Below are 21,671 nucleotides of genomic sequence, written 5' to 3'. Positions count from 1 at the left end.
GCCCAGGTGGCCGAGAAGCGTGAATACCGCATGGAAGAGCTGGCCCGCCTCGCCGGGATCACGGTGCGCACCCTGCGCTTCTACCGCGAACGCAAGCTGATCCCGCCGCCCCGCCGCGAGGGCCGCATCGCCTGGTACGACGACGGCCACCTGGCCCGGCTGCGCACCATCACGGCCCTGCTGGAGCGCGGCCACACCCTCAGCGGCATCGCGGAACTGGCCGAGGCCTTCGACCACGGCCGGGACGTCGGCGACCTCCTCGGCGTCGGCCCGCCCACCGAGGAGGAGCCGGTCCACCTCACCCCCGAGGACCTCGCCGACCACTTCGCCGGCGAGGCCACCCCGGAGAACCTGGCCGCCGCCATGGACCTCGGCTACCTCGGCACCGACGGCGGCGAGATCGTCCACATCAGCCGCCGCCTGCTGGAGGTCTCCTCGGCCCTGGTCCGCGAGGGCATCCCGCTCGCGGAGGTCCTGGCCGCCGCGAAGGAGGTCCGCACCCACACCGACGCCCTGGCCGACCTCTTCACGGCCCTGGTCCTCCGCCACGCCGGGCCACAGGACCTCCCCCGCCTGCGCCCTCTGGCCCGCAGCGTGGTCGAGGCGGAACTGTCCCTGGCACTGGACCGGCGGATGCGCGAGGGCGGCTCTCGAGGGGGACGGCCCTAGCGGTCGTAGACGACGGTCACGGGAGCGTGGTCGGACCACCGCTCGGCGTGTGTCGCGGCCCGCTCCACGAACCCCTTGACCGCCCGTTCGGCGAGCCCCGGGGTGCAGACGTGGTAGTCGATGCGCCAACCCGTGTCGTTGTCGAAGGCCCGCCCCCGGTACGACCACCACGAATAGGGGCCCTCCGTGTCCGGGTGGAGGGCGCGGACCACGTCGACGTAGCCCCCGTCCGCCGGGTCGAGGACGCTGCTCAGCCAGGCGCGCTCACCGGGCAGGAAACCGGAGGACTTCTGGTTGCCGCGCCAGTTCTTCAGGTCCGCCTTGTCGTGCGCGATGTTCCAGTCCCCGCAGACCAGCACCTCGCGCCCCTCGGCGGCGGCCCGCTGCCGGAGGTCCTTCAGGTAGGCGAGGAACTCGCCCATGAAGCGCTCCTTCTCGTCCTGCCGCTCGGTGCCGGCCTCGCCCGAGGGCAGGTACAGCGAGGCGACGGTGACGCCCGGCAGGTCCGCCTCCACGTACCGGCCGCTGCCGTCGAACTCGGCGGAGCCGAAGCCGGTCCGCACCCGGTCCGGCTCGCGGCGGCTGTACAGGGACACCCCGGCCCGGCCCTTCGCGGCGGCCGGGGCGTGCACGACGTGCCAGCCCTCGGGCGCCCGGACGTGCTCGGGCAGCTGGTCCGGTTCGGCCCGCACCTCCTGCAGGCACAGCACATCGGCCCCGGTCCCGGCGAGCCACTCCACGAAGCCCTTCTTCGCGGCGGCCCGCAGCCCGTTCACATTCACAGAGGTCACAGTCAGCACCCCGGCACGATACCGGCACCCTGGACTGCGTCCAGTTCCGGATCGCCTACCGTGTCTGTCATGCACATTCGCCGGGTCTCCTTCGACCACCCCGACGCCCTGAAGCTGAACGACCAGGTCCAGGCCGAGTACGCCGTCCGCTACGGGGACGACGGCGACGCCACCCCCATGGCCGCCGCGGACTTCGACCCGCCGAACGGCACCTACCTGGTCGCCTACGACACGGACGGCACACCGGTCGCCTCGGGTGGCTGGCGCAGGCAGGACGCCAACGGCGAGGGCAACCTCGACGGGGACGCCGAGCTCAAGCGGATGTACGTGATCGAGCAGATGCGCGGCCGGGGTCTGGCCCGCCGCATCCTGGCGGCCCTGGAGGAGGACGCCCGCTCGGCCGGCCGGATCCGCATGGTCCTGGAGACCGGCACCAAGCAGCCCGAGGCCATCGCCCTGTACACGTCCAGCGGCTACGCGCCCTGCGGCAAGTTCGGCTACTACCGCCATCACGAGGCGAGCCGCTGCTTCGCCAAGGACCTGCGGCCGGGCGCGGGCGCCGACGGCGCCTGACGGGGGCTCAGCGAGCATCACGGCTGTGGCCCGCGTCACCGCGGTGCGGGCCGCCACCGGCCACCCGCTCACGGGTCGGGCCCTGAACATACGTCAGAGCCCGGTCGGTTTCCCGACCGGGCTCTGAGCTGCGTGGACCTGAGGGGATTTGAACCCCTGGCCCCCTCGATGCGAACGAGGTGCGCTACCGGACTGCGCCACAGGCCCTTGCAACGAGTGAAACTTTAGCACCCCGATCGGCCTGCTTGGAAATCCGTTCCGGAGGGGCGGCCACCTGCGGCTTCGCGGGGCTACTCGTTGGCCGCCCGGGGGCGCTCACCGTCCTCGTACTGATCGAACAGCGGCGTGCGGCCGCGCTCCCGGGCCCGTCGCGCGGAGGCCGCGCGGCGGGCGTCGCTGCGCCCGTCGTCGTCGGCGGAGTCCTGCGGGCGGGGGTCCGCCACGGCCTGCTCCGGGGCGGCGGTGTCCGGTTCGGCGTCCGGCGCGACCGCGCTGGAGCGGGCCGAGCTCCAGGTGTCGGGGGCACCGAGGTCCACGTCGCTGGTGGCCCGCGGGGCGACCGGGGCCGTCACGTACGTCGGCAGGGGCACCGGCACCGGCTCCCAGCTGTCGCCGCCCTGGCCGGGCCGCCGCTGCCGCTCGCGCTGCTGGTCGACCCACTCGGCGTGGTCGGTCTGCTCGACGAGGGCGCGCCGGTCGGCCGCGAGGGCGGACAGGCCGGGGTCGGTCACCGGCTCGGGTCCCTCCTCCGGCTCGTCGGCCTCCTCGTCGGCCGCGAGGCGCCTGCGGGGCTGGCGCTGCCGCTCGCGCAGCCGCTGGGCCGCGGCCTCGGCCATGCGGCGGTCCATCTGGTAGGCGAACCGCCGGCGCTCCTGGGAGCGCAGGTAGGCGATGTACACGCTGAGCATGACCGCGGGCACCCCGGGGGCCCACAGGAACGCGAGTCCGCCGACGGCGGCGACGACCGCGCCGAGGGTGAAGGCGAGGAAGAGCATGATCGTGGTGCGCCGGCGGCGCGCGAGGACCTTCGAGCGCCGGGCCCGCGCTGCGGCCGCCTCGGCCTGCGGCGAGGCGCGCCGGGCGACGGGCACCCGCGCGCGGTCGCGGGCGCGGTCGCGACCGGCCGGGTCCGGCGCGGGATCATCCGGGTGGGCCGGCTGCTCGCGGGCGGGCTGCGGTACGGGCACCTGGGTGTGCGGACGGGTCTTGGACACGGCGAAGGCCCGGACGTCCACCGACTCGGTGACGGCGTCCAGCTCGTCGGCGCCCTGCTCCCCCTCCTCGGCGGAGCGCGCCTGCAGGTCCTTGGCGTACCGGCGCTCCATGGCCGCCTTTCCGGACAGGAGCCGGATGGCGGTGCTGAAGCGTTCCGTCGGACGGGCCTCGTTCAGCTCGTCCTGCCTACGGAGCCACATCGGCACCAAGTAGGCGGCCCAGGCCCCGACAATGACTGCGTAGATGAGGCCGCTGCTGCTCACGCCTCACACCGTAGAGGGGTTTGCATGAGGCCATCTGCCAATTGAGCCGGTGTGTCGCACGATCTGGCTGATATTTCGAACTTTTTTTGTGATCGATGCGATCAGCAGACCGCTCGGGCCGGGAATTCCTAGCCCCGAGGCGGTCATCGGGCGATCAATTTCGAACAAGCATTCAATTTCCGGGGTGGCGGCGCATTCCCGGATTACTCTGCGATCGAGCCCGGTGCCAGCGCCTGAGCAGCCCGTCCGGCACTTCCTCGGCCGTGAGCGCGAAGACGAGATGGTCGCGCCAGGCGCCGTCGATGTGCAGATAACGCGGCCGCAGACCCTCCTCGCGGAATCCGAGTTTCTCCACCACCCGGCGGCTGGGCCCGTTCTCCGGGCGAATGCAGACCTCGATGCGGTGCAGTCCGACGGACCGGAAACAGTGATCCGTCACGAGGGCCACCGCCGTCGGCATCACCCCGCGGCCGGCCACCGCCTCGTCCACCCAGTAGCCGATGTGCCCCGAGCACATCGAGCCCCAGGTGATCCCGGCGACCGTCAGCTGGCCGACCAGCCGCCCCTGGTACTCGATCACGAAGGGCAGCATCCGGCCGGCGTTCGCCTCCGACCGCAGGTGGCGCACCATCTGGCGGAAGGTCGGGCGGTGCGTCAGGGGCCCGCCCGGCGTGGGCGGCGGGATCGTCGCCTCCCAGGGGCGCAGCCAGTCGCGGTTGCGCCGGTTGACCTCGCGCCACGCCCGCTGGTCGCGCAGCTTTATGGGCCTGAGGACGAGGTCGCCCTCCACCAGCTCGACGGGCCAGGATGGGCGGTTCAGCTCGCACCCCCACTGCCGGGTCTCGGGTGGTCACCGCCGCGCAGCTGCTCGGCGGCGTGGACGAGCAGCGGCTGCAGGACGGCGAGGCCGTCCTGCACACCGCCGCTGGATCCGGGCAGGTTGACGATCAGTGTCCGTCCGGCCACTCCGGCCAGACCGCGGGAGAGGGCCGCGGTCGGCACCTTCTCGCGGCCGAACGCCCGGATGGCCTCGGCGATGCCGGGCACCTCGTGGTCGATCACCCGGCGGGTGGCCTCCGGGGTGCGGTCAGTGGGTGAGATGCCCGTGCCGCCGGTGGTGACGATCACGTCGTAGCCGGCCTCGGCCCCGGCCCGCAGGGCCGCCTCGACCGGGTCGCCGTCGGGGACGACCTCGGGGCCGTCCACGGCGAAGCCGAGGCGCCGGAGGCCGTCGGCGATCAGCGGGCCGCCCCTGTCCTCGTAGACACCGGCGGCGGCCCGGTTCGAGGCGGTGACGACCAGGGCGCGGTAGGGGGTCGGCACCGCCTGGCCGGCCGGCGCTTGGCGTGTCATGACCGGCTCCAGTCGCCCGACTTGCCGCCCGTCTTCTCCTCCACCCGCACGTCCGTGATCACCGCTCCCTTGTCGACCGCCTTGACCATGTCGATCACGGTGAGCGCGGCGACGGAGACCGCGGTGAGGGCCTCCATCTCCACGCCCGTGCGGTCCGTGGTCCTGACGGTGGCCAGGATCTCCACCGCGTCGTCCGCGACCGACAGGTCCAGTTTCACACCGGACACCGACAAGGGGTGGCAGAGCGGGATGAGGTCGGGGGTGCGCTTGGCGCCCATGATCCCGGCGATCCGCGCGGTCGCGAGGGCGTCGCCCTTGGGGACGCCCTCCCCGCGCAGGAGTTCGATCACGCGGGGGGAGACGAGGACGCGTCCGCTGGCACGGGCGGTGCGCGCGGTGACGTCCTTGTCCGACACGTCGACCATGCGGGCCGCGCCCGCCTCGTCGATGTGCGTCAGCCGGTCCTGTGCGGGGCCGTCCCGCGTGGGTGGGTCCTGCGTGCTCATGCTGTGTGGCGCTCCCGGTCCGGGCCCGTCGCGGTGCGGCGCGGGGCCTGCTGTGCGCGACACGGTACCCCCAACCAGGGGCTATCGGCCGAGCAGGACCACCTCGACGTCGGTGCCCGGCTCGACGGACTCGGTGTCCTCGGGGACGACGATGAGGGCGTCCGCGTGGGCGAGGGCGGCGACCAGGTGGGATCCGGCCCCGCCGACGGGGGTGACCCGGCCGCGGGAGCAGGTGGCGCGCAGGAACTGGCGGCGGCCCTTGGGGGAGGTCAGGGCCTTGTCCGCGACGAGCGTCGCCCGCGTCGTGGGGCGGTGCACGTCGTCCAGGCCCATGAGCGTGCGGATGGCCGGGCGGACGAACAGCTCGAAGGACACGTACGACGACACCGGGTTGCCGGGCAGGGCCAGCAGCGGGGTGTGGTCGGGGCCGATGGAGCCGAAGCCCTGGGGCTTGCCGGGCTGCATGGCGAGCTTGCGGAACTCCACGCCGCTGCCGGGCTCGTCCTCGTCGCCGACGTGGGACAGGGCCTCTTTGACGACGTCGTAGGCGCCGACGCTGACGCCGCCCGTGGTGACCACGAGGTCGGCGCGGACCAGCTGGTCCTCGATGGTGGAGCGCAGGGTCTCGGCGTCGTCGGCGACGGCGCCCACGCGGTAGGCGATGGCGCCGGCGTCCCGGGCGGCCGCGGTGAGGGCGAAGCTGTTGGAGTCGTAGATCTGACCCGTGCGCAGTTCGGTGTCGGGCTGGACGAGTTCGCTGCCGGTGGAGAGCACCACCACGCGCGGGCGGGGGCGTACGCGGACGGTGCCGCGGCCGATCGCGGCGAGCAGGGCGATCTGCGGCGGGCCGAGGACCGTGCCCGCTTCCAGGGCGCGGTCGCCGGCCTTCACGTCGCTGCCCTTCTCGCGCACGTGCGCGCGGGGCCCGGCCGGACGGTGGACGTGCACCGTGCCGGTGGCGCCCTCGGGGGCGAGGCTGCGGGCGCGCATGCCGTGCACCGGGCCCTCGCCGAGCCCGCCGTCGGTCCACTCCACAGGCACGACGGTCTCGGCGCCGGGCGGCAGGGGGGCGCCGGTCATGATGCGGGCGGCCTGGCCGGGCCCCACGTGGAGCGGCTCGGCCCGGCCCGCGGCCACGTCCCCGACGACCTCCAGGGCCGCCGGGAACTGCTCGCTCGCGCCCGCCACGTCCGCGACCCGCACCGCGTAGCCGTCCATCGAGCTGTTGTCGAAGGGCGGCAGGGACACCGGCACCGTGACGTCCTCGACGAGGACGCAGCCCTGGGCGTCGAGCAGGTGCAGCTCGATGGGCTCCAGGGGCCGGACGGTGGCGAGGATGTCCTCGAGGTGCTCGTCCACCGACCACAGGTGGCCGGGGCCGACGTGGTCGTGGCCGGTGACGCGGGGCGCGGCGCTGCTCAACGTGCTACATCTCCTCGGCTACGTAACTGCGAAGCCAGGTCCGGAACTCCGGGCCCAGGTCTTCACGTTCGCACGCCAGCCGGACAATGGCACGCAGGTAGTCACCGCGGTCGCCGGTGTCATAGCGGCGGCCCTTGAAGACGACGCCGTGCACCGGGCCGCCGATCTTCTCGTCCTCCGCGAGCTGCTGGAGGGCGTCGGTCAGCTGGATCTCGCCGCCGCGGCCGGGCTCGGTCCGGTTCAGCACGTCGAAGATGTGCGGGTCGAGGACGTAGCGGCCGATGATCGCGTAGTTGGAGGGCGCGTCGGCCGGGTCGGGCTTCTCGACCAGGCCGCCGACCTTGACGACGTCGCTGTCCTCGGTGGTCTCCACGGCCGCGCAGCCGTAGAGGTGGATCTGCTCCGGAGCGACCTCCATGAGGGCGACGACGCTGCCGCCGCGCTGTTCCTGGACCTCGACCATGCGCTGCAGCAGGGGGTCGCGGGGGTCGATCAGGTCGTCGCCGAGGAGGACGGCGAAGGGCTCGTCGCCGACGTGCGGGGCGGCGCAGAGGACGGCGTGGCCGAGGCCCTTGGGGTCGCCCTGGCGGACGTAGTGCATGGTCGCGAGGTCGCTGGACTCCTGGACCTTGGCGAGGCGGTCCTCGTCACCCTTCTTCAGCAGGGCCGATTCCAGCTCGTAGTTGCGGTCGAAGTGGTCCTCGAGGGGGCGCTTGTTGCGGCCCGTGACCATGAGGACGTCGTCGAGACCCGCTGCGACGGCCTCCTCGACCACGTACTGGATCGCCGGCTTGTCGACGACCGGCAGCATCTCCTTGGGAGTGGCCTTGGTGGCCGGCAGGAACCGGGTGCCGAGGCCTGCCGCGGGGATGACAGCCTTGCTGATCCGAGGGTGGGACTGTGTCATGCCGAACACCCTAGCCGCTGCCTTGGGATGGAATCTGCGGCTCCGATTCATAAGCACTCATATGAGCTGATTGCCAGGGTACGGGAGCAACCATTGAGTCACATCGCACGTCCGGGCGAGCCTGACAAGCGCGGTTTGCGGCGCGGATTCCTCGAGGTGAGGAGCAGGTTGACGGCGGATGACCTGCGGGAGACGTCGGCCGCGCTGGCGGGGCGGGCGCTGGAGCTGCCCGAGCTGGCCAACGCCGGGACGGTCGCTGCGTACGTCTCGGTGGGGAGTGAACCGGGAACGCTCGCGCTCCTGGACGCTCTGCGCGCCCGGGGCGTGCGCGTGCTGCTGCCGGTGCTGCTGCCGGACAACGACCTCGACTGGGGCGAGTACGAGGGCGAGGCCGCGCTGGCGCGCGTCCGCCACGGCGGCCGGATGGCCCTGTACGAGCCGGCGGGCGAACGCCTCGGGCCGGACGCGGTGACCGCGGCGGACGCCGTGCTGCTGCCCGGCCTCGCCGTCGACGCCCGGGGGATGCGGCTGGGGCGCGGCGGGGGCTCCTACGACCGGGTGCTGGCACGGCTGGAGCGCGCGGGCACGCATCCGGCGCTGGTGGTGCTGCTCTACGACACCGAGGTCGTGGCGCACGTCCCGGAGGAACCGCACGACCGTCCGGTGCACGCGGCGGTGACACCGTCGGGAGTACGGCGGTTCGGCCGGCCGTCCTGACATCGCAGGGCCGGGGGACACCGCGCAACCCGCGGGGAACGAAGGGACGCACCTCCACGCGCGTGTGGTGCCCGGTGACGGCGAACGGCCCTCCACGCGTACGTGGAGGGCCGTCGTGCTGCCGGTGTCAGGGGCTCAGGGCTTGAGCACCAGCTTGTCGGTCGTGCCGTTCTCCACCGCCCGGTCCGAGAAGGACCACGGCAGCAGTTCGCCGTCGGCCCACTTGTCCGTCTGGTCGACGTAGTGGGCGCTGTAGGCGTGCCCCGAGGCGCCGGTGAGGTTGATCCAGCGGGACTTGTCGAGGTCGCCGAGGTTCACGACCATCCGCATGGACGGCACCCACACCACCCCGTAGCCGCCGGCGGCGTTCCAGCCGGTGGCGTTGACCGTGGCCTCGCCGCCGCTGAGCTCCCAGGGACCGCGGTTGAGGGCGTACCGGACGAAGCCGGGACCGGCCGTGCCGAGGGTCTGGTTCTTCAGGAACAGGCGGTGCAGCCGGCCCCAGCTCCAGGAGTCGATGTCCTTGCCGAGCTTGGCGGTCAGCTCCCAGCGGGCGTCGACCATGGCCCTCCGGAGCAGCTGGTCGCGGTTGACGGCGCCGTCGCGCGTGCCCGCCTCGGGCGTCCTCCACCAGTCGCTGTCCGGCTGGGTCATCAACGTGCGGACCACCTCGTACCAGCGGTCGCCGCCGTCGGGCTGGGCCCGGTCGGGGTCGCGCCGGCCGCACTCGCGGACCTCTCCGGCCTCGTCGGCGGGACCGGTGGTGTTGACCGGCTTGACCCACAGGCACTGGCCCTTGGGACGCAGCTCCTTGGGCAGCTTGTTGCCGAAGGCGAGCTTGAGGACGTTGCGCCAGACGGCGTTGAAGTACGCGGCGGCGGCCGAGTCGGCGTCCTGGGTGTAGTCCCAGCCCTCGAGGAGCTTCTGCGCCTGGCGGACGTCCTTGTTCTCCGGGTCGATCTTCAGCAGCGTGGGCACCAGCAACCGGGCGATCTCGCTGCTGTTGTCCAGCTGCATCTGCCGCATGTCGTCGGTGGAGATCTTGCCGCCGTCCTTGATCTTCGACTGGATCAGGTCGGTGATCCGCTGGCTGCGCGCGCCGTAGCCCCAGTCCGTGGTGAGCGTGTAGGGGTACTTGTCCGCGTCGACCACGGCCTGGTTGGCGGTGACGATGTAGCCGCGCTTCGGGTTGTACTCGTAGGGCAGCGCGTCCTGCGGGATGTAGCCGGTCCAGCGGTAGTCGGGGTCCCAGCCGGGTGCGGGGACGGACCCGTCGTGGTTCTCCGCGCGCGTGGGGATCCTGCCGGGCAGGGTGTAGCCGATGTTGTCCTCGGTGTCGGCGTAGACGAGGTTCTGCGAGGGGACCTCGAACAGGGCCGCGGCCTTGCGGAAGTCGGACCAGTCCTTCGCCTTGCCCATGGCGAAGACGGCGTCCATGGTCCGGCCCGGCTGCAGGGCGGTCCAGCGCAGCGCGACGCCGTAGCCGTCGCCCCGGTCGGGCGCGGCGGTGTCGACGGCGGCCTTGCGGCCGACCGTCACGAGTTCCTCGTCGCGGTCGGACAGCAGGGGCCCGTTGTTGGTCTCGCGGACGACGATCTTCTTGGACGTCCCGCCGGCGACCCTGATGGTCTCCTCGCGCGTGGTGAATGGCTTGATCTTGCCGTCGTACTGGTAGCCGTCCCCGGTGATCTTCTCGAGATAGAGGTCGGTGACGTCGACGCCGGAGTTGGTCATGCCCCAGGAGATGTCCTGGTTGTGGCCGATGATCACGCCGGGCATGCCGGCGAAGGTGTAGCCGCTGACGTCGTACTGGCAGGTGCTGGAGACGCTGCGGCAGTGCAGGCCCATCTGGTACCAGACGGACGGCAGCGAGGGCGACAGGTGCGGGTCGTTGGCCAGCAGCGGCTTGCCGGTGATGGTGTGCTTTCCGCCGACGACCCAGGAGTTGGAGCCGATGCCGTCACCGTTCACACCGACGGCCGGGGGCAGGTCGTCCAGGACCCGGGTGAGACCGGTGAGCTGGCTCTCCACGCCCGAGGTGCCGGACGGGCCGGACGCCCCGGCGGAGGTGCCCGCCGTGCCCGAAGTGCCCGCCGTGCCCGAACCGGTGCCGCCGGTGCCGCCGGTGCCGCCCGCGCCGGGCGTCCCGGAGGTTCCGGCCGTTCCGCCGGTGCCGGACGTGCCGGTCGAGCCGCCCTGGGTGAAGGCGCCGGTCAGCTCGCTGAACTGGCCCTCCTGCACGATCGCCTTGTTCCTGCCGTACGGGTACCGCGGGTAGAGGTCGGCGATCTGCTTCGGGCCCAGACGGCTGGTCAGCAGGGCGCGGTCGATCTCGTCCTGCATGTTGCCGCGCAGGTCCCAGGCCATCGCCTTCAGCCAGGAGATCGAGTCGACCGGGGTCCACTTCTGCGGCTTGTAGTCGTTGGTGAGGCCCAGCGCCGCGTACTCCAGGGAGATGTCCTCGCCCTCCTTGCCCTGGAGGTAGGCGTTGACCCCCTCGGCGTAGGCCTGGAGGTACTTCTTCGTGGCGGCCGACAGCTTGGTCTCGTACTCGCGTTCGGCGACCCGGTCCCAGCCGAGGGTGCGCAGGAACTCGTCGTTGTCGACCTGGCTCTTGCCGAACATCTCCGAGAGCCGGCCAGAGGCCATGTGGCGGCGCACGTCCATCTCGTAGAACCGGTCCTGCGCCTGGACGTAGCCCTGGGCCATGAACAGGTCGGCGTCGGAGGAGGCGTAGATCTGCGGGATGCCGTAGCCGTCCCGTTTGACCTCGACCGGTCCCGACAGGCCCTTGAGCGTGAGGGTGCCCTTGGTCTGCGGGAAGGAGGCCCGGACCGTGCTGATGGTCCAGTACGCGCCGAAGGCGACGCCCCCCAGGAGGGCCAGCACCAGGACGAGCACGAGGAGACGGGCCTTGCGCCCCTTTCTCCTGCCGGACTTGCCGGGCTGCTGACCCGTGGAGGCGGTGGTGTCGGTGGGCATCGCTGTCCTTGCTGTCCTAACGCGAGCGGCAGGTTCGGCTGTGCTTTTAACTGAGCGCTGGAGCAACGATAGGCGCAGGGCCTTGCGCCCCTTGACGCGGAGTCGGGAACCGGCACGGACGGACGTTCGATCTTGCCCTCTCGAGTGTCAAGAAATCGTCAAGAGTTAGGTAAGGTAACGAAGTAGTTGGCGCGAAGCGTCACTGCGTCATGTGCGATGTACGTGAGCCCACGCGCGCGTGCGTGCGGGCCAGGGAAGGATTCGGCCGCTGACTGTCCACCACCTCAACCAGCTCCTGCTCGTCTGCTCGCTCGTCCTGCTCGTCGCCGTCGCAGCGGTACGGATCTCCTCGCGCAGCGGGCTCCCCAGCCTGCTCGTGTACCTGGGGATCGGTGTCGCCATGGGCCAGGACGGCGTGGGCGACATCCACTTCAACAACGCCGAGCTGACCCAGGTCATCGGGTACGCGGCCCTGGTCGTGATCCTGGCCGAGGGTGGTCTGGGCACGAAGTGGAAGGAGATCGAGCCGGTGATGCCGGCCGCCACGGCGCTGGCGCTGGCCGGTGTCGCGGTGAGCGTCGGGGTGACGGCGTCGGCCGCGCACTACCTGGTCGGGCTGGAGTGGCGGCAGGCACTGATCATCGGGGCGGTGGTCTCCTCGACCGACGCGGCCGCCGTGTTCTCCGTCCTGCGCAAGATCCCCCTCCCCGCGCGCGTGAAGGGCACGCTGGAGGCGGAGTCCGGCTTCAACGACGCTCCCGTGGTCATCCTCGTGGTGTCCCTGTCCACCGCCGGACCGGTCGAGCACTGGTACGTGCTGCTGGCGGAGATCCTGCTGGAGCTGGCGATCGGCGCGGCCATCGGACTCGCGGTGGGCTGGCTGGGTTCCTGGGGGCTCAGGCACGTGGCGCTGCCCGCGTCCGGCCTCTACCCGATCGCCGTCATGGCCATCGCCGTGGTCGCCTACGCGGCGGGCGCACTGGCCCACGGCAGCGGCTTCCTCGCGGTCTACCTGGCCGCGATGGTGATGGGCAACGCGCGGCTGCCGCACTGGCCGGCCACACGCGGCTTCGCCGACGGCCTGGGCTGGCTGGCGCAGATCGGCATGTTCGTCATGCTCGGCCTGCTGGTGACCCCCCACGAACTGGGCGACGACATCGTGCCCGCGCTGATCATCGGGCTGGTCCTGACCGTGGTGGCCCGACCGCTGGGGGTGTTCGCCTGCCTGCTGCCGTTCCGGGTGCCCTGGCGGGAGTCGGCGCTGATGTCCTGGGCGGGCCTGCGCGGGGCGGTGCCCATCATCCTGGCGACCATCCCGATGGTGAAGGGCGTCGAGGGCAGCGGCCGGATCTTCAACATCGTCTTCGTCCTGGTCGTCGTCTACACCCTCGTCCAGGGTCCGACGCTGCCCTGGCTGGGCCGCAAGCTGCGCCTGGGCGAGGACGCGGAGGCCGCGGACCTCGGCATCGAGTCGGCCCCGCTGGAGCGGCTGCGCGGGCACCTGCTGTCCGTGGCGATCCCCCGGGAGTCGAAGATGCACGGTGTGGAGGTGGCCGAGCTGCGGCTGCCGCACGGGGCCGCCGTGACGCTCGTGGTGCGCGGGGGCGAGTCGTTCGTCCCGCTGCCGACGACGATCTTGCAGCGCGGCGACGAGCTCCTGGTGGTCGCCACGGACCCCGTCCGGGACGCGGCCGAGAGCCGGCTGCGGGCCGTGGGGCACGGCGGCAAGCTGGCCGGGTGGCTGGGGACGGACAGGCCGACGACCTGAGGGCGCTTTGCCCGGTTTGGCATCACCGGGCCGATGGGCCGACGGTGCTCACTTTCACAGGCGCCACCGCTTTGATCCCTGTAAGATGAAGGCGTACCCAGATCGAACCAACTCTGCCTGACGCAGAGCTGGCGCGACCGTATGGCGGTCGGGACACCCCTCCTCACCGGGCCCCGGCATCTACCGCAGTTCCGCGCAAGAGGACAGCTCTCGGCGTGGCCCACGACGGGGCCGGCGCTACCAGGCGGCAGAAAGGCACGGGCCGTGGAGTCCACGGTCACCTCGGAGAAGTCGACGAACTCGACGGCATCCACCCGCCCGGGATACGGCCGGCTGCTGCGCACCCGCGGCGCCTGGACGTTCCTGCTCCCCGGTTTCGCGGCACGCCAGCCGTTCGCGATGCTCACCATCTCCATCGTGCTGCTGGTGCAGCACACCACCGGCTCCTACGGGGCGGCGGGTGCCGTCGCGGCCGCCACCGGGGTCTCCATGGCCCTGTTCGCCCCCTACAGCGGCCGTCTCGCCGACCGCTACGGGCAGCGCGCGGTGCTGGTCCCCGGGGTCCTGCTGCACGCCGCTTCCGGGCTGACGCTGACCGCGCTCGCCCTGACGGACGCGCCCCTGTGGGCGGTCTTCGCGGCCGCCGTGCCGACCGGCGCCTCCGTCCCGCAGGTCGGTCCCATGGTGCGGGCCCGCTGGGGCGTCAAGCTCGGCGACTCCCCGCTGATGCCCACCGCGGCCGCCTTCGAGTCGGTCACGGACGAGCTGACCTTCGTCCTCGGTCCCCTGCTGGCCACCGCGCTGTGCACCACCGTCGACCCGGCCGCGGGACTGGTCACGGAAGCCTCCCTGACCCTGGTCGGCGGTCTGCTGTTCGCCGCGCAGAAGAGCACCCAGCCGACGGTCTCCGGCCGCGGCCACGCGCGCGTGGAGCACGTCTCGGCCCTGCGCGTGCCCGGCGTGCGCGTGCTGATCGTGACCTTCCTGGGCATCGGCACCGTCTTCGGCGGCATGCAGGTCTCGCTGGCCGCGTTCACCGAGTCGATCGGCGAGCCGGGGCTGAACGGCGTCCTCTACGGCGTCTTCGCCGCGGGCAACATGCTCTCCGGCCTGGTCTGCGGCGCGATCGCCTGGAAGGTGGCTCCGCAGCGGCGCCTGGTCGTCGGCTACACCGCGCTCGCGCTGGCCGCGTCGGGCCTGTGGGCCGCCCACTCGGTGCCGGTCCTCGCCGGCCTGGGCCTGCTGGTCGGCGTGTGCATCGCGCCCGCCCTGATCACCGGCTACACCCTGGTCGAGAGCCTCGTCCCGGCGGGTGCCCGCACGGAGGCCTTCACCTGGCTGACCGGCGCGGTGGCACTGGGCCAGGCCGCCGCCGTCACGGTCGCCGGACAGCTGGAGGACCGCCTGTGGGACGGCGCCGGTTTCCTGGTGCCGATGGGCGGCACGGTCCTGGCCCTGCTGACCCTCCTGTCCCTGCGTTCCCGGCTGTCCGCGCGGGGCTCCGGACGGACCGTGGCACGTGGCGTGGGTCACCGCGTGCCGGTGGCAGTGGACTGAGCGGCCGGAATACGTCACTATGGAGCGTCGTTAGCACTCATCGAGTGAGAGTGCCAGGAGGAAGACAGTGCCCACCTACCAGTACCAGTGCACCGAGTGCGGCGAGGGCCTCGAGGCGGTGCAGAAGTTCACCGATGACGCCCTGACCGAGTGCCCCAACTGCACGGGCCGCCTGAAGAAGGTGTTCTCGGCGGTCGGCATTGTCTTCAAGGGCTCCGGCTTCTACCGCAACGACAGCCGCGGCTCCTCGTCGAGCAGCTCCCCGGCCGCGACGAAGTCGTCGAGCTCCTCGTCGTCCTCGGACTCCGGCTCGTCCGGCTCGGGCTCGGGCTCGTCGTCGAGCACGAGCAGCTCGTCCAGCAGCAGCAGCACCACCGCCGCGTAGGGCCTGAGTCCCACAGGACTTCTCACGGGACCCCGTCGCCATCGGCCGACGGGGTCCTCGGCGTTTCCGCGTGCGGTTAGGGTGCGGGCATGGCGAACAAGGCGAACGTGACGGGTGCGGCGGGCTCCGCGGACATCGGGGTCATCGGCGGCTCCGGGTTCTACTCCTTCCTCGACGACGTGACCGAGGTCCACGTCGACACCCCGTACGGGGCCCCCAGCGACTCCCTGTTCCTCGGCGAGGTCGCCGGCCGCCGGGTCGCCTTCCTGCCCCGGCACGGCCGGGGCCACCACCTGCCGCCGCACCGCATCAACTACCGCGCCAATCTCTGGGCCCTGCGGTCGGTCGGCGTGCGCCAGGTCCTCGCCCCGTGCGCGGTGGGCGGGCTGCGCCCCGAGTACGGTCCGGGCACGCTGCTGGTACCGGACCAGTTGGTCGACCGCACCAAGGCCCGCGCCAACTCCTACTTCGACGGGCTGCCGCTGCCCGACGGCTCGGTGCCGAACGTGGTCCACGTGTCGCTGGCCGACCCCTACTGCCCGGCCGGGCGGACCGTCGCGCTGAAGGCGGCGCGCGGCCGGGACTGGGAGCCGGTGGACGGCGGCACGCTGGTCGTGGTCGAGGGACCGCGCTTCTCCACCCGCGCCGAGTCGCTGTGGCACCAGGCGCAGGGCTGGTCGGTGGTGGGCATGACCGGCCACCCCGAGGCGGCGCTCGCCCGCGAGCTGGAGCTCTGCTACACGTCCCTGACGCTGGTGACCGACCTCGACGCCGGCGCGGAGGCCGGGGAGGGCGTCTCGCACGACGAGGTGCTGCGGGTGTTCTCGGCGAACGTGGACCGGCTGCGCGGGGTGCTGTTCGACGCGGTGGCCGGGCTGCCGGGGAACAGTGAGCGGGACTGCCTGTGCGTGGGGGCGCTGGGCGGGATGGACCCGGGGATCGTGCTGCCGTAGTCGTGGCGCCGTGGTCGTGGCGCCGTGGTCGTGGCGCCGTGGTCGTGGCGCCGTGGTCGTGGTGCCCGTAGTCGGTGCCGTAAGCGTGCTGCCGTGCTCGTGGTGCCGTGCTCGTGGTGCCGTGGTCGGCGTCGGCGGCGGGCGGGGCCGGCTGCGGGGGCGGGGCGGGGAGTCACCGGTCAGGGCGGAAGGTGCCGTTCCGGTGAGGGGGTTGTCCACAGCTCCGTGGTGCGTCCACAGGCGTGAGCGGGTTGCGGGACGGAGCCGCATCGTGGGGAGCGCAAGCCGGTCCCTCGTCGCAGGTGGTGGTATCCGTGTCCCTCGCTCACCCGCCGTCCGTCCCTCCGCCCGTCTCGCCGCCCGTGCCTCCGCCCGTCCCTCCGCCCGTCTCGCCGCCCGTGCCTCCGCCCGTCCCTCCGCATGTCCTCGCACCTTCGTCGCACGTCCCCGCACCCTCGTCACACGTCCCTGCCCCTTCGTCGCTGTCCGGTGGCGTTCCCCCTCGGCCCTCCGGTCGGCTCTCGCGGCCTCCCACGGCGCCTTCCTGGGCCGCTGCCGCGGGACCGCCGGAAGCACAGGTGCCGGCCACTCGTGAGGTGCCGCGGTTCGATCCCGTGCGGGTGCGCGGCGGCCGGTGCCGCTCGGGCCGGCTCGGGCGGCAGCGGCGGCGGATCCTCGCGGCCGGGCTCGTGCTCACCGCGACCGTGTTCGCCATGACGGGTGCGCCCGACGCCGACGGCGCCCGTGGACATCCCCGGGCCCGCCCTCCCGCGCACACGGCGTCGCTGTCCGGAGGGCACGCCGCACCGGCGCGTCCCTCCGCGGCGCGGGTGACGGCGCCCGTCCGCATCGCCGACGCGGCCACCGTACGGCTGCTGCGGCCCGGCGACCGGGTGGACGTCATCGCCGCCGAGGAGACGGCCGGGGGCGGTGAGGCCCGGGTGGTCGCCCGCGGGGTCAGGGTGACGGAGGTCCCCGAGCCCCTGGAGGACTCCCCGGACGCCGGGGCCCTGGTCGTGCTCTCGGTGCCGCGGGACACCGCCGCCCGGCTGGCCGGAGCGAGCGCCGCCGGACGGTTGGCGGTGACGTTGTGGTGACGTATGCGGAGGTTTCGTGCACGGCTTCGTCGAGCCCCGCGTCACCTCCCTCGTCAGAGGGACCCGCGTGCGCTGTTCGGCCGGGTGTTGACGTAGGTTGCGGAGCGTTTTGCTCCACAGGCTGCGCGTACGAGGAGAGGCCCCGAGGTGAGCGAGAAGAAGGAACCGAGCGTCTGGCAGGGCTTCAAGGCCTTCCTGATGCGCGGGAACGTCGTCGATCTGGCGGTGGCGGTCGTGATCGGTGCCGCGTTCACCAACATCGTCAACGCGGTGGTGAAGGGGATCATCAACCCGGTCGTCGGGGCCATCGGAACCAAGAACCTCGACCACTACAGCTCGTGCCTCAGCTCGTCGTGCGAGGGCGAGCAGGGCATCCGCATCCTGTGGGGCTCGGTCCTGGGCGCCACGCTCAGCTTCGTGATCACCGCGGCGGTCGTCTACTTCCTCATGGTCCTGCCGATGGCCAAGTTCCTGGCCCGGCAGGAGGCCCGCCGCAAGGCGAAGGAGAGCACGCAGGAGGTCATCGAGGTGACCGAGCTGGAGGTGCTGAAGGAGATCCGCGACGCGCTGGTCGCCCAGCGCGGCTCCGGACCCGACCGGCAGTAGCGGGCCGCCCGGCGGCCCGGCTGCTTCACAGGTGGTGGGGCGGCTTCTCGTCCAGGAAGCGGCGGAGGTCGGCGGCAGCGCCGCCGGAGTCGGTGCGGTCGCCCCAGCCGCGGTCGGTGTCGTCGGAGGACTGCTGGTCGAGCGGGTCGTCGAAGACCAGCGCGGGCTTCGGCTCGCGCGGCTCGCGCTCTGACTCGGGGGCACTACTCATGCGTCCAGGGTACGGTCGCGGAGAAGATCCCCGCGCCTTCAGGTCCTGGCCGTGCGTCGGGCCGTCCGGAGCAACGGAGTGGCACCCCCGGCGGCATGACCCGCGTCCTCGCCCTCCACCCACCCCGCCCCCCGCTGCCCGGGCCGGCGGCAACACCCGGCTACCGGCGTGCCGGGCGGTGTCTGGACGAGACTGTCGGTCATGACAGTTGACGCTCTGACGGATGTCGCCGGTCTGCGGGTGGGGCACGCGACGCGTGCCGGTGACGGTTGGCTCACGGGCACCACGGTCGTGCTCGCTCCGGAGGGCGGGGCGGTGGCCGCCGTGGACGTACGGGGCGGTGGTCCCGGCACCAAGGAGACCGACGCGCTGGACCCTCGCAACGTGGTGCGGAAGGTCGAGGCGATCGTGCTGACCGGGGGCAGCGCCTACGGGCTGGACGCGGCGTCGGGGGTGATGGCCTGGCTGGAGGAACGGGAGCGCGGGGTGCGCGTCGGGGTGGATCCGGCACACGTCGTGCCGGTGGTGCCCGCCGCCTGCGTCTTCGATCTGGGCCGGGGCGGCGACTTCCGGGCCCGCCCGGACGCGGCGACGGGCCGGGCCGCCGTCGAGGCGGCGGCGGCCGGCGAGGCCGGTGCTCCCGTGGCGCAGGGGTGCGTGGGTGCCGGTACGGGTGCGGTGACGGGGGCGCTGAAGGGCGGCGTCGGCAGTGCGAGCACGGTGCTCGGCTCGGGCGTCACGGTGGCGGCGCTGGTGGTGGCGAACGCGGCGGGATCGACGGTGGATCCGGAAACGGGGGTGCTCTACGGGGAGTTGTTCCAGGGGCCTGTGGTCTACCCGGACGCGCAGGTGCACGCGGCGGCGACGCGACGGCTGGCCGAGGCGGCGGCGCGCAGTGCTCCTCCCCCGCTCAACACGACGCTCGCGGTGGTGGCCACGGATGCGGACCTGACCAAGGCGCAGGCGCAGAAGCTGGCGGGCACCGCGCACGACGGGATCGCCCGGGCGGTACGGCCGGTGCACCTGCTCAACGACGGGGACACGGTGTTCGCGCTGGCGACCGGAGAGTGTGCCCTGGACGCGGCGGACCCGCTGGCCCTGAACGAGATCCTCGCGGCCGGCGCGGACGTGGTGACCCGGGCGATCGTGCGGGCGGTGCGGGCCGCCGAGCCGGTGGACGGGCCGGGCGGGGCCTGGCCGTCGTACGGGGAGTTGTACGGAGGCCGCTGAGCGGAGATCGCCGAACGGGGCGGGGCGGAGCCGAACGGGGCGCGGGGCGGGGCCGGTGCACCGGGCCGGCGCGACTTTGTCGCGGTTCTGTCACGTGATGGCCTTCACCGCGCACGGGCGGAACCCGGCCGGAGGCCCGGGCCCTCTTCCCTGGCGTACCGGAGCGGATCACGCACATCACACGAACTGGGAGCAGCCCGTGACAACGCCGAACATTTCAGCGCGGCGCACTGTGGGGGCCTGTGCCGCCCTGATGGTCGGCGCCCTCACGCTCACCGCCTGCGGGGGCAGCGCCACTGCCGAGAACGACGAGAAGGGCGGCGGGAACGGCGCGAAGACGTCCGTGGCGAAGATCGCCATATCGGCCAAGGACGGTGCGACCGGCGCGTCCATCAACAAGACCGGTGTGAAGGTCAGCGGCGGCAGGCTGACCGAAGTGAAGATGACGGTCGCGGACAGCGGTGAGGCCGTCGCGGGTTCGGTCTCCGCCGACGGCAAGGTCTGGAAGCCGAAGGAGCAGCTGGAGCGCGGGACGAAGTACCGGATATCGGCGACCGCCAAGGACGCCGACGGCAGGACGGCCGCGGCCAACTCCATCTTCACGACGGTGTCGACCTCGAACAGCTTCATCGGGACGTACACGCCGGACAACGGCACCACGGTGGGTGTGGGCATGCCGGTGTCGTTCACGTTCGACAAGGCGATCACGGACCGCAAGGCCGTGCAGTCGCACATCTCGGTCACCTCCAGCAGCGGGCAGAAGGTGGTGGGGCACTGGTTCAACGGCCAGCGGCTCGACTTCCGGCCCGAGGAGTACTGGAAGGCCGGTTCCAAGGTCACGATGAGCATCGACCTGGACGGGGTCGAAGGGGCCGACGGCGTCTACGGGGTGCAGAAGAAGACGGTCACCTTCACCGTCGGCCGCTCGCAGGTCTCCACGGTCGACGCCGACACGCAGACCATGACCGTCGTCCGGGACGGCAAGACGCTCAAGTCCGTCCCGATCTCGACCGGCGACGCGCAGCACACCACGTACAACGGGCAGATGGTGATCTCCGAGAAGTTCACCCAGACCCGGATGAACAGCCGGACGGTCGGGCTGGGCGGCGAGTACGACATCCCGGACGTGCCGCACGCTATGCGTCTGACGACGTCGGGAACGTTCCTCCACGGCAACTACTGGTACAACAAGGGCAATCCGCCGTTCGGGCGCCAGGGCACCAGCCACGGCTGCGTGGGACTCGCCGACGTCCGGGGCGCCGGGGGCGACACCCCCGCCAAGTGGTTCTACGACAACTCCCTGATCGGGGACGTGGTGATCGTGAAGAACTCCCCCGACAAGACGGTGGCACCGGACAACGGGCTCAACGGCTGGAACATGCCGTGGAGTCAGTGGGTCGCGGGCAGTGCCTCCTGACCGGGTGAACGACCGCCCCGACTGGGGTTCTTGACGCATCGGCCGGGCCGCGCGGGAACTTTTCGCGCGGCCCGGGCGTTTTCCCGGACGTACGTTTTCTCGGTTCCCGGACATGATGTCCGACCGAGGGGCTACGGTATGCACCCACAAGGTGACATGCAGCAACGCCGGGAGAAACCTTGAGCGTTCCGTACGAGACGGCAGCGTACGAAGGCCATGACTCGCCCGAGTCTCCGGAGGAGCACCTCGCGCGGCTCCTCGGCCGCGCCCTGAACTCCTTCGAGTTGCCGGACGAGACGATAAGGCTGCTCGACTGCGCGCTGGCCCACGACGGTTCGCTGCACTCGGCGCACCACAGCGAGGGCCTGCACCGCGAGACGTACCGGCACACCTGGCTGCTGGCGGACGGTTCGGCGCTCACCCTGTGGGAGCTCGTGCACAACACCGCGCCGGGCGGCGAGCCGCAGCACGAGGTGTACGCCGACGAGGAGGAGCTGCGCGCCGCGACGGCGCGGCTGCCGCTGCCGCCGGACACCCCGGACTTCGAACTGCCGGTGACCGTCCAGCTGTCGGCGATCGCCGCTCCGCGGCACGCGTATGCCGGGGACGGTTCGGCGGACCACGCGCGCCGTTTACTGCGCCGGGCGGAGAACCCGGACCGGCCGGGCGCGGACGTGGCGGCCCTGCTGGCCACGGCGTCCGGTCACCAGATCACCCAGGCCTTCGGCCGCCCCAGCCGCTCGGGCCGGGCGGCTGTGACCTTCACTCTGTACGAGCACGCGTTCCTGCTGCGCGACGGCGAGGAGGTCTCCCTCTGGGAGGTCGAGCACACGGCGACGCCGGACGGGCGGCACATGTGCGAGGTGTACGGCAGCGAGGAGGCGGCACGCGACGCGATGGAGCGCCGCGCGGACGAGTTCCCCCGGCCGGACCGGGCACTGACGGACCGCCCTTCCGACTCGGGCCGGTTCTCCTAGGTGTATTGACCCGCAGGGTTGTTCACACGGCTGATCGGTGGCTGGCCGCCGAGTGCGGTGTGGCAGCGATGG

Annotated in this window: 21 protein-coding genes and 1 tRNA gene; 12 read left to right on the top strand and 10 right to left on the bottom strand. The window is 72.2% G+C overall.

All coding sequences use genetic code 11. The annotated features are described in order from the left end of the window. The first annotated feature begins 30 nt into the window (after positions 1-30). On the top strand, positions 31-669 hold the full coding sequence (locus Q5694_RS24330) for a MerR family transcriptional regulator (RefSeq protein ID WP_333935586.1): 639 nt from the start codon (positions 31-33) through the stop codon (positions 667-669). Here Q5694_RS24330 and Q5694_RS24325 read toward each other — a convergent pair. Next, positions 666-1,469 (bottom strand): exodeoxyribonuclease III, encoded by an 804-nt coding sequence (locus Q5694_RS24325; protein ID WP_333935419.1) that lies wholly within the window; start codon positions 1,467-1,469, stop codon positions 666-668. The genes Q5694_RS24330 and Q5694_RS24325 overlap by 4 nt on opposite strands. Before the next feature lie 60 nt (positions 1,470-1,529). Between Q5694_RS24325 and Q5694_RS24320 the strand changes: the two genes are divergently transcribed. Then, complete coding sequence (locus tag Q5694_RS24320) at positions 1,530-2,033, top strand: GNAT family N-acetyltransferase (RefSeq protein WP_333935418.1); 504 nt, start codon at positions 1,530-1,532, stop codon at positions 2,031-2,033. A 133-nt stretch (positions 2,034-2,166) separates the two neighbouring features. Here the strand turns inward: Q5694_RS24320 and Q5694_RS24315 are convergent. The 7 genes from Q5694_RS24315 to galU all read right to left on the bottom strand — a co-directional run bounded on the left by Q5694_RS24315 (position 2,167) and on the right by galU (position 7,699). Then, positions 2,167-2,240, bottom strand: a tRNA-Ala gene (locus Q5694_RS24315). Between the two features lie 83 nt (positions 2,241-2,323). Next, the gene (sepX, locus tag Q5694_RS24310; RefSeq protein ID WP_333935417.1) at positions 2,324-3,511 is read right to left on the bottom strand and encodes a divisome protein SepX/GlpR; all 1,188 of its coding nucleotides are present in this window, start codon (positions 3,509-3,511) and stop codon (positions 2,324-2,326) included. Positions 3,512-3,683: 172 nt separating this feature from the next. Next, positions 3,684-4,304: a GNAT family N-acetyltransferase gene (locus Q5694_RS24305; protein ID WP_333935585.1), complete on the bottom strand. Its 621-nt coding sequence runs from the start codon at positions 4,302-4,304 to the stop codon at positions 3,684-3,686. 23 nt (positions 4,305-4,327) lie between these two features. Then, positions 4,328-4,864 carry a MogA/MoaB family molybdenum cofactor biosynthesis protein gene (locus Q5694_RS24300; RefSeq protein WP_333935415.1) on the bottom strand — a complete coding sequence of 179 codons (537 nt, stop codon included), beginning with the start codon at positions 4,862-4,864 and terminating at the stop codon, positions 4,328-4,330. Then, positions 4,861-5,370 (bottom strand): cyclic pyranopterin monophosphate synthase MoaC, encoded by a 510-nt coding sequence (gene moaC / locus Q5694_RS24295; RefSeq protein ID WP_333935414.1) that lies wholly within the window; start codon positions 5,368-5,370, stop codon positions 4,861-4,863. Before moaC ends, Q5694_RS24300 begins: the two co-directional genes overlap by 4 nt. Before the next feature lie 81 nt (positions 5,371-5,451). Then, positions 5,452-6,792 (bottom strand): molybdotransferase-like divisome protein Glp, encoded by a 1,341-nt coding sequence (gene glp, locus Q5694_RS24290; protein ID WP_333935413.1) that lies wholly within the window; start codon positions 6,790-6,792, stop codon positions 5,452-5,454. Between the two features lie 4 nt (positions 6,793-6,796). Next, entirely contained in the window at positions 6,797-7,699 is a 903-nt protein-coding gene (galU, locus tag Q5694_RS24285; protein WP_333935411.1) for a UTP--glucose-1-phosphate uridylyltransferase GalU, read from the bottom strand. 93 nt (positions 7,700-7,792) lie between these two features. Between galU and Q5694_RS24280 the strand changes: the two genes are divergently transcribed. Continuing rightward, positions 7,793-8,416, top strand: a complete 624-nt coding sequence (locus Q5694_RS24280) for a 5-formyltetrahydrofolate cyclo-ligase (RefSeq protein ID WP_333935410.1) — start codon at positions 7,793-7,795, stop codon at positions 8,414-8,416. 135 nt (positions 8,417-8,551) lie between these two features. Here the strand turns inward: Q5694_RS24280 and Q5694_RS24275 are convergent, their stop codons facing one another. Next, positions 8,552-11,398, bottom strand: a complete 2,847-nt coding sequence (locus Q5694_RS24275) for a penicillin acylase family protein (protein WP_333935409.1) — start codon at positions 11,396-11,398, stop codon at positions 8,552-8,554. A gap of 238 nt (positions 11,399-11,636) precedes the next feature. On the opposite strand from Q5694_RS24275, the gene Q5694_RS24270 reads away from it, so the two are divergent. From Q5694_RS24270 to mscL, 6 genes are all read left to right on the top strand, one after another. Beyond that, positions 11,637-13,166, top strand: a complete 1,530-nt coding sequence (locus tag Q5694_RS24270) for a potassium/proton antiporter (RefSeq protein ID WP_333935408.1) — start codon at positions 11,637-11,639, stop codon at positions 13,164-13,166. 264 nt (positions 13,167-13,430) lie between these two features. Beyond that, positions 13,431-14,723: an MFS transporter gene (locus Q5694_RS24265; RefSeq protein ID WP_333935407.1), complete on the top strand. Its 1,293-nt coding sequence runs from the start codon at positions 13,431-13,433 to the stop codon at positions 14,721-14,723. A gap of 67 nt (positions 14,724-14,790) precedes the next feature. Further along, positions 14,791-15,108, top strand: a complete 318-nt coding sequence (locus Q5694_RS24260) for an FmdB family zinc ribbon protein (protein ID WP_333935406.1) — start codon at positions 14,791-14,793, stop codon at positions 15,106-15,108. Positions 15,109-15,197: 89 nt separating this feature from the next. Then, on the top strand, positions 15,198-16,061 hold the full coding sequence (locus Q5694_RS24255) for an S-methyl-5'-thioadenosine phosphorylase (protein WP_333935405.1): 864 nt from the start codon (positions 15,198-15,200) through the stop codon (positions 16,059-16,061). A 578-nt stretch (positions 16,062-16,639) separates the two neighbouring features. Further along, entirely contained in the window at positions 16,640-17,158 is a 519-nt protein-coding gene (locus Q5694_RS24250; RefSeq protein ID WP_333935404.1) for an RcpC/CpaB family pilus assembly protein, read from the top strand. A 147-nt stretch (positions 17,159-17,305) separates the two neighbouring features. Next, complete coding sequence (gene mscL / locus Q5694_RS24245) at positions 17,306-17,764, top strand: large conductance mechanosensitive channel protein MscL (RefSeq protein WP_333935403.1); 459 nt, start codon at positions 17,306-17,308, stop codon at positions 17,762-17,764. A gap of 25 nt (positions 17,765-17,789) precedes the next feature. Here mscL and Q5694_RS24240 read toward each other — a convergent pair whose 3' ends face one another. Then, complete coding sequence (locus Q5694_RS24240) at positions 17,790-17,975, bottom strand: hypothetical protein (RefSeq protein WP_333935402.1); 186 nt, start codon at positions 17,973-17,975, stop codon at positions 17,790-17,792. 201 nt (positions 17,976-18,176) lie between these two features. Here Q5694_RS24240 and Q5694_RS24235 point away from each other — a divergent pair, with 201 nt between their 5' ends. The 3 genes from Q5694_RS24235 to Q5694_RS24225 all read left to right on the top strand — a co-directional run bounded on the left by Q5694_RS24235 (position 18,177) and on the right by Q5694_RS24225 (position 21,599). Beyond that, a complete protein-coding gene (locus Q5694_RS24235) occupies positions 18,177-19,205 on the top strand; it encodes a P1 family peptidase (RefSeq protein WP_333935401.1) in 1,029 nt (342 codons plus the stop codon). 199 nt (positions 19,206-19,404) lie between these two features. Then, the gene (locus Q5694_RS24230; protein WP_333935400.1) at positions 19,405-20,622 is read left to right on the top strand and encodes a L,D-transpeptidase; all 1,218 of its coding nucleotides are present in this window, start codon (positions 19,405-19,407) and stop codon (positions 20,620-20,622) included. Between the two features lie 179 nt (positions 20,623-20,801). Then, positions 20,802-21,599 (top strand): DUF6227 family protein, encoded by a 798-nt coding sequence (locus tag Q5694_RS24225; protein WP_333935399.1) that lies wholly within the window; start codon positions 20,802-20,804, stop codon positions 21,597-21,599. The last annotated feature ends 72 nt before the right edge of the window (positions 21,600-21,671 follow it).

Source organism: Streptomyces sp. AHA2, assembly GCF_036857595.1.
GTDB lineage: Bacteria > Actinomycetota > Actinomycetes > Streptomycetales > Streptomycetaceae > Streptomyces.
Note: the sequence above shows the minus strand (reverse complement) of the source record. Positions and strands in the feature narration are given on the sequence as shown.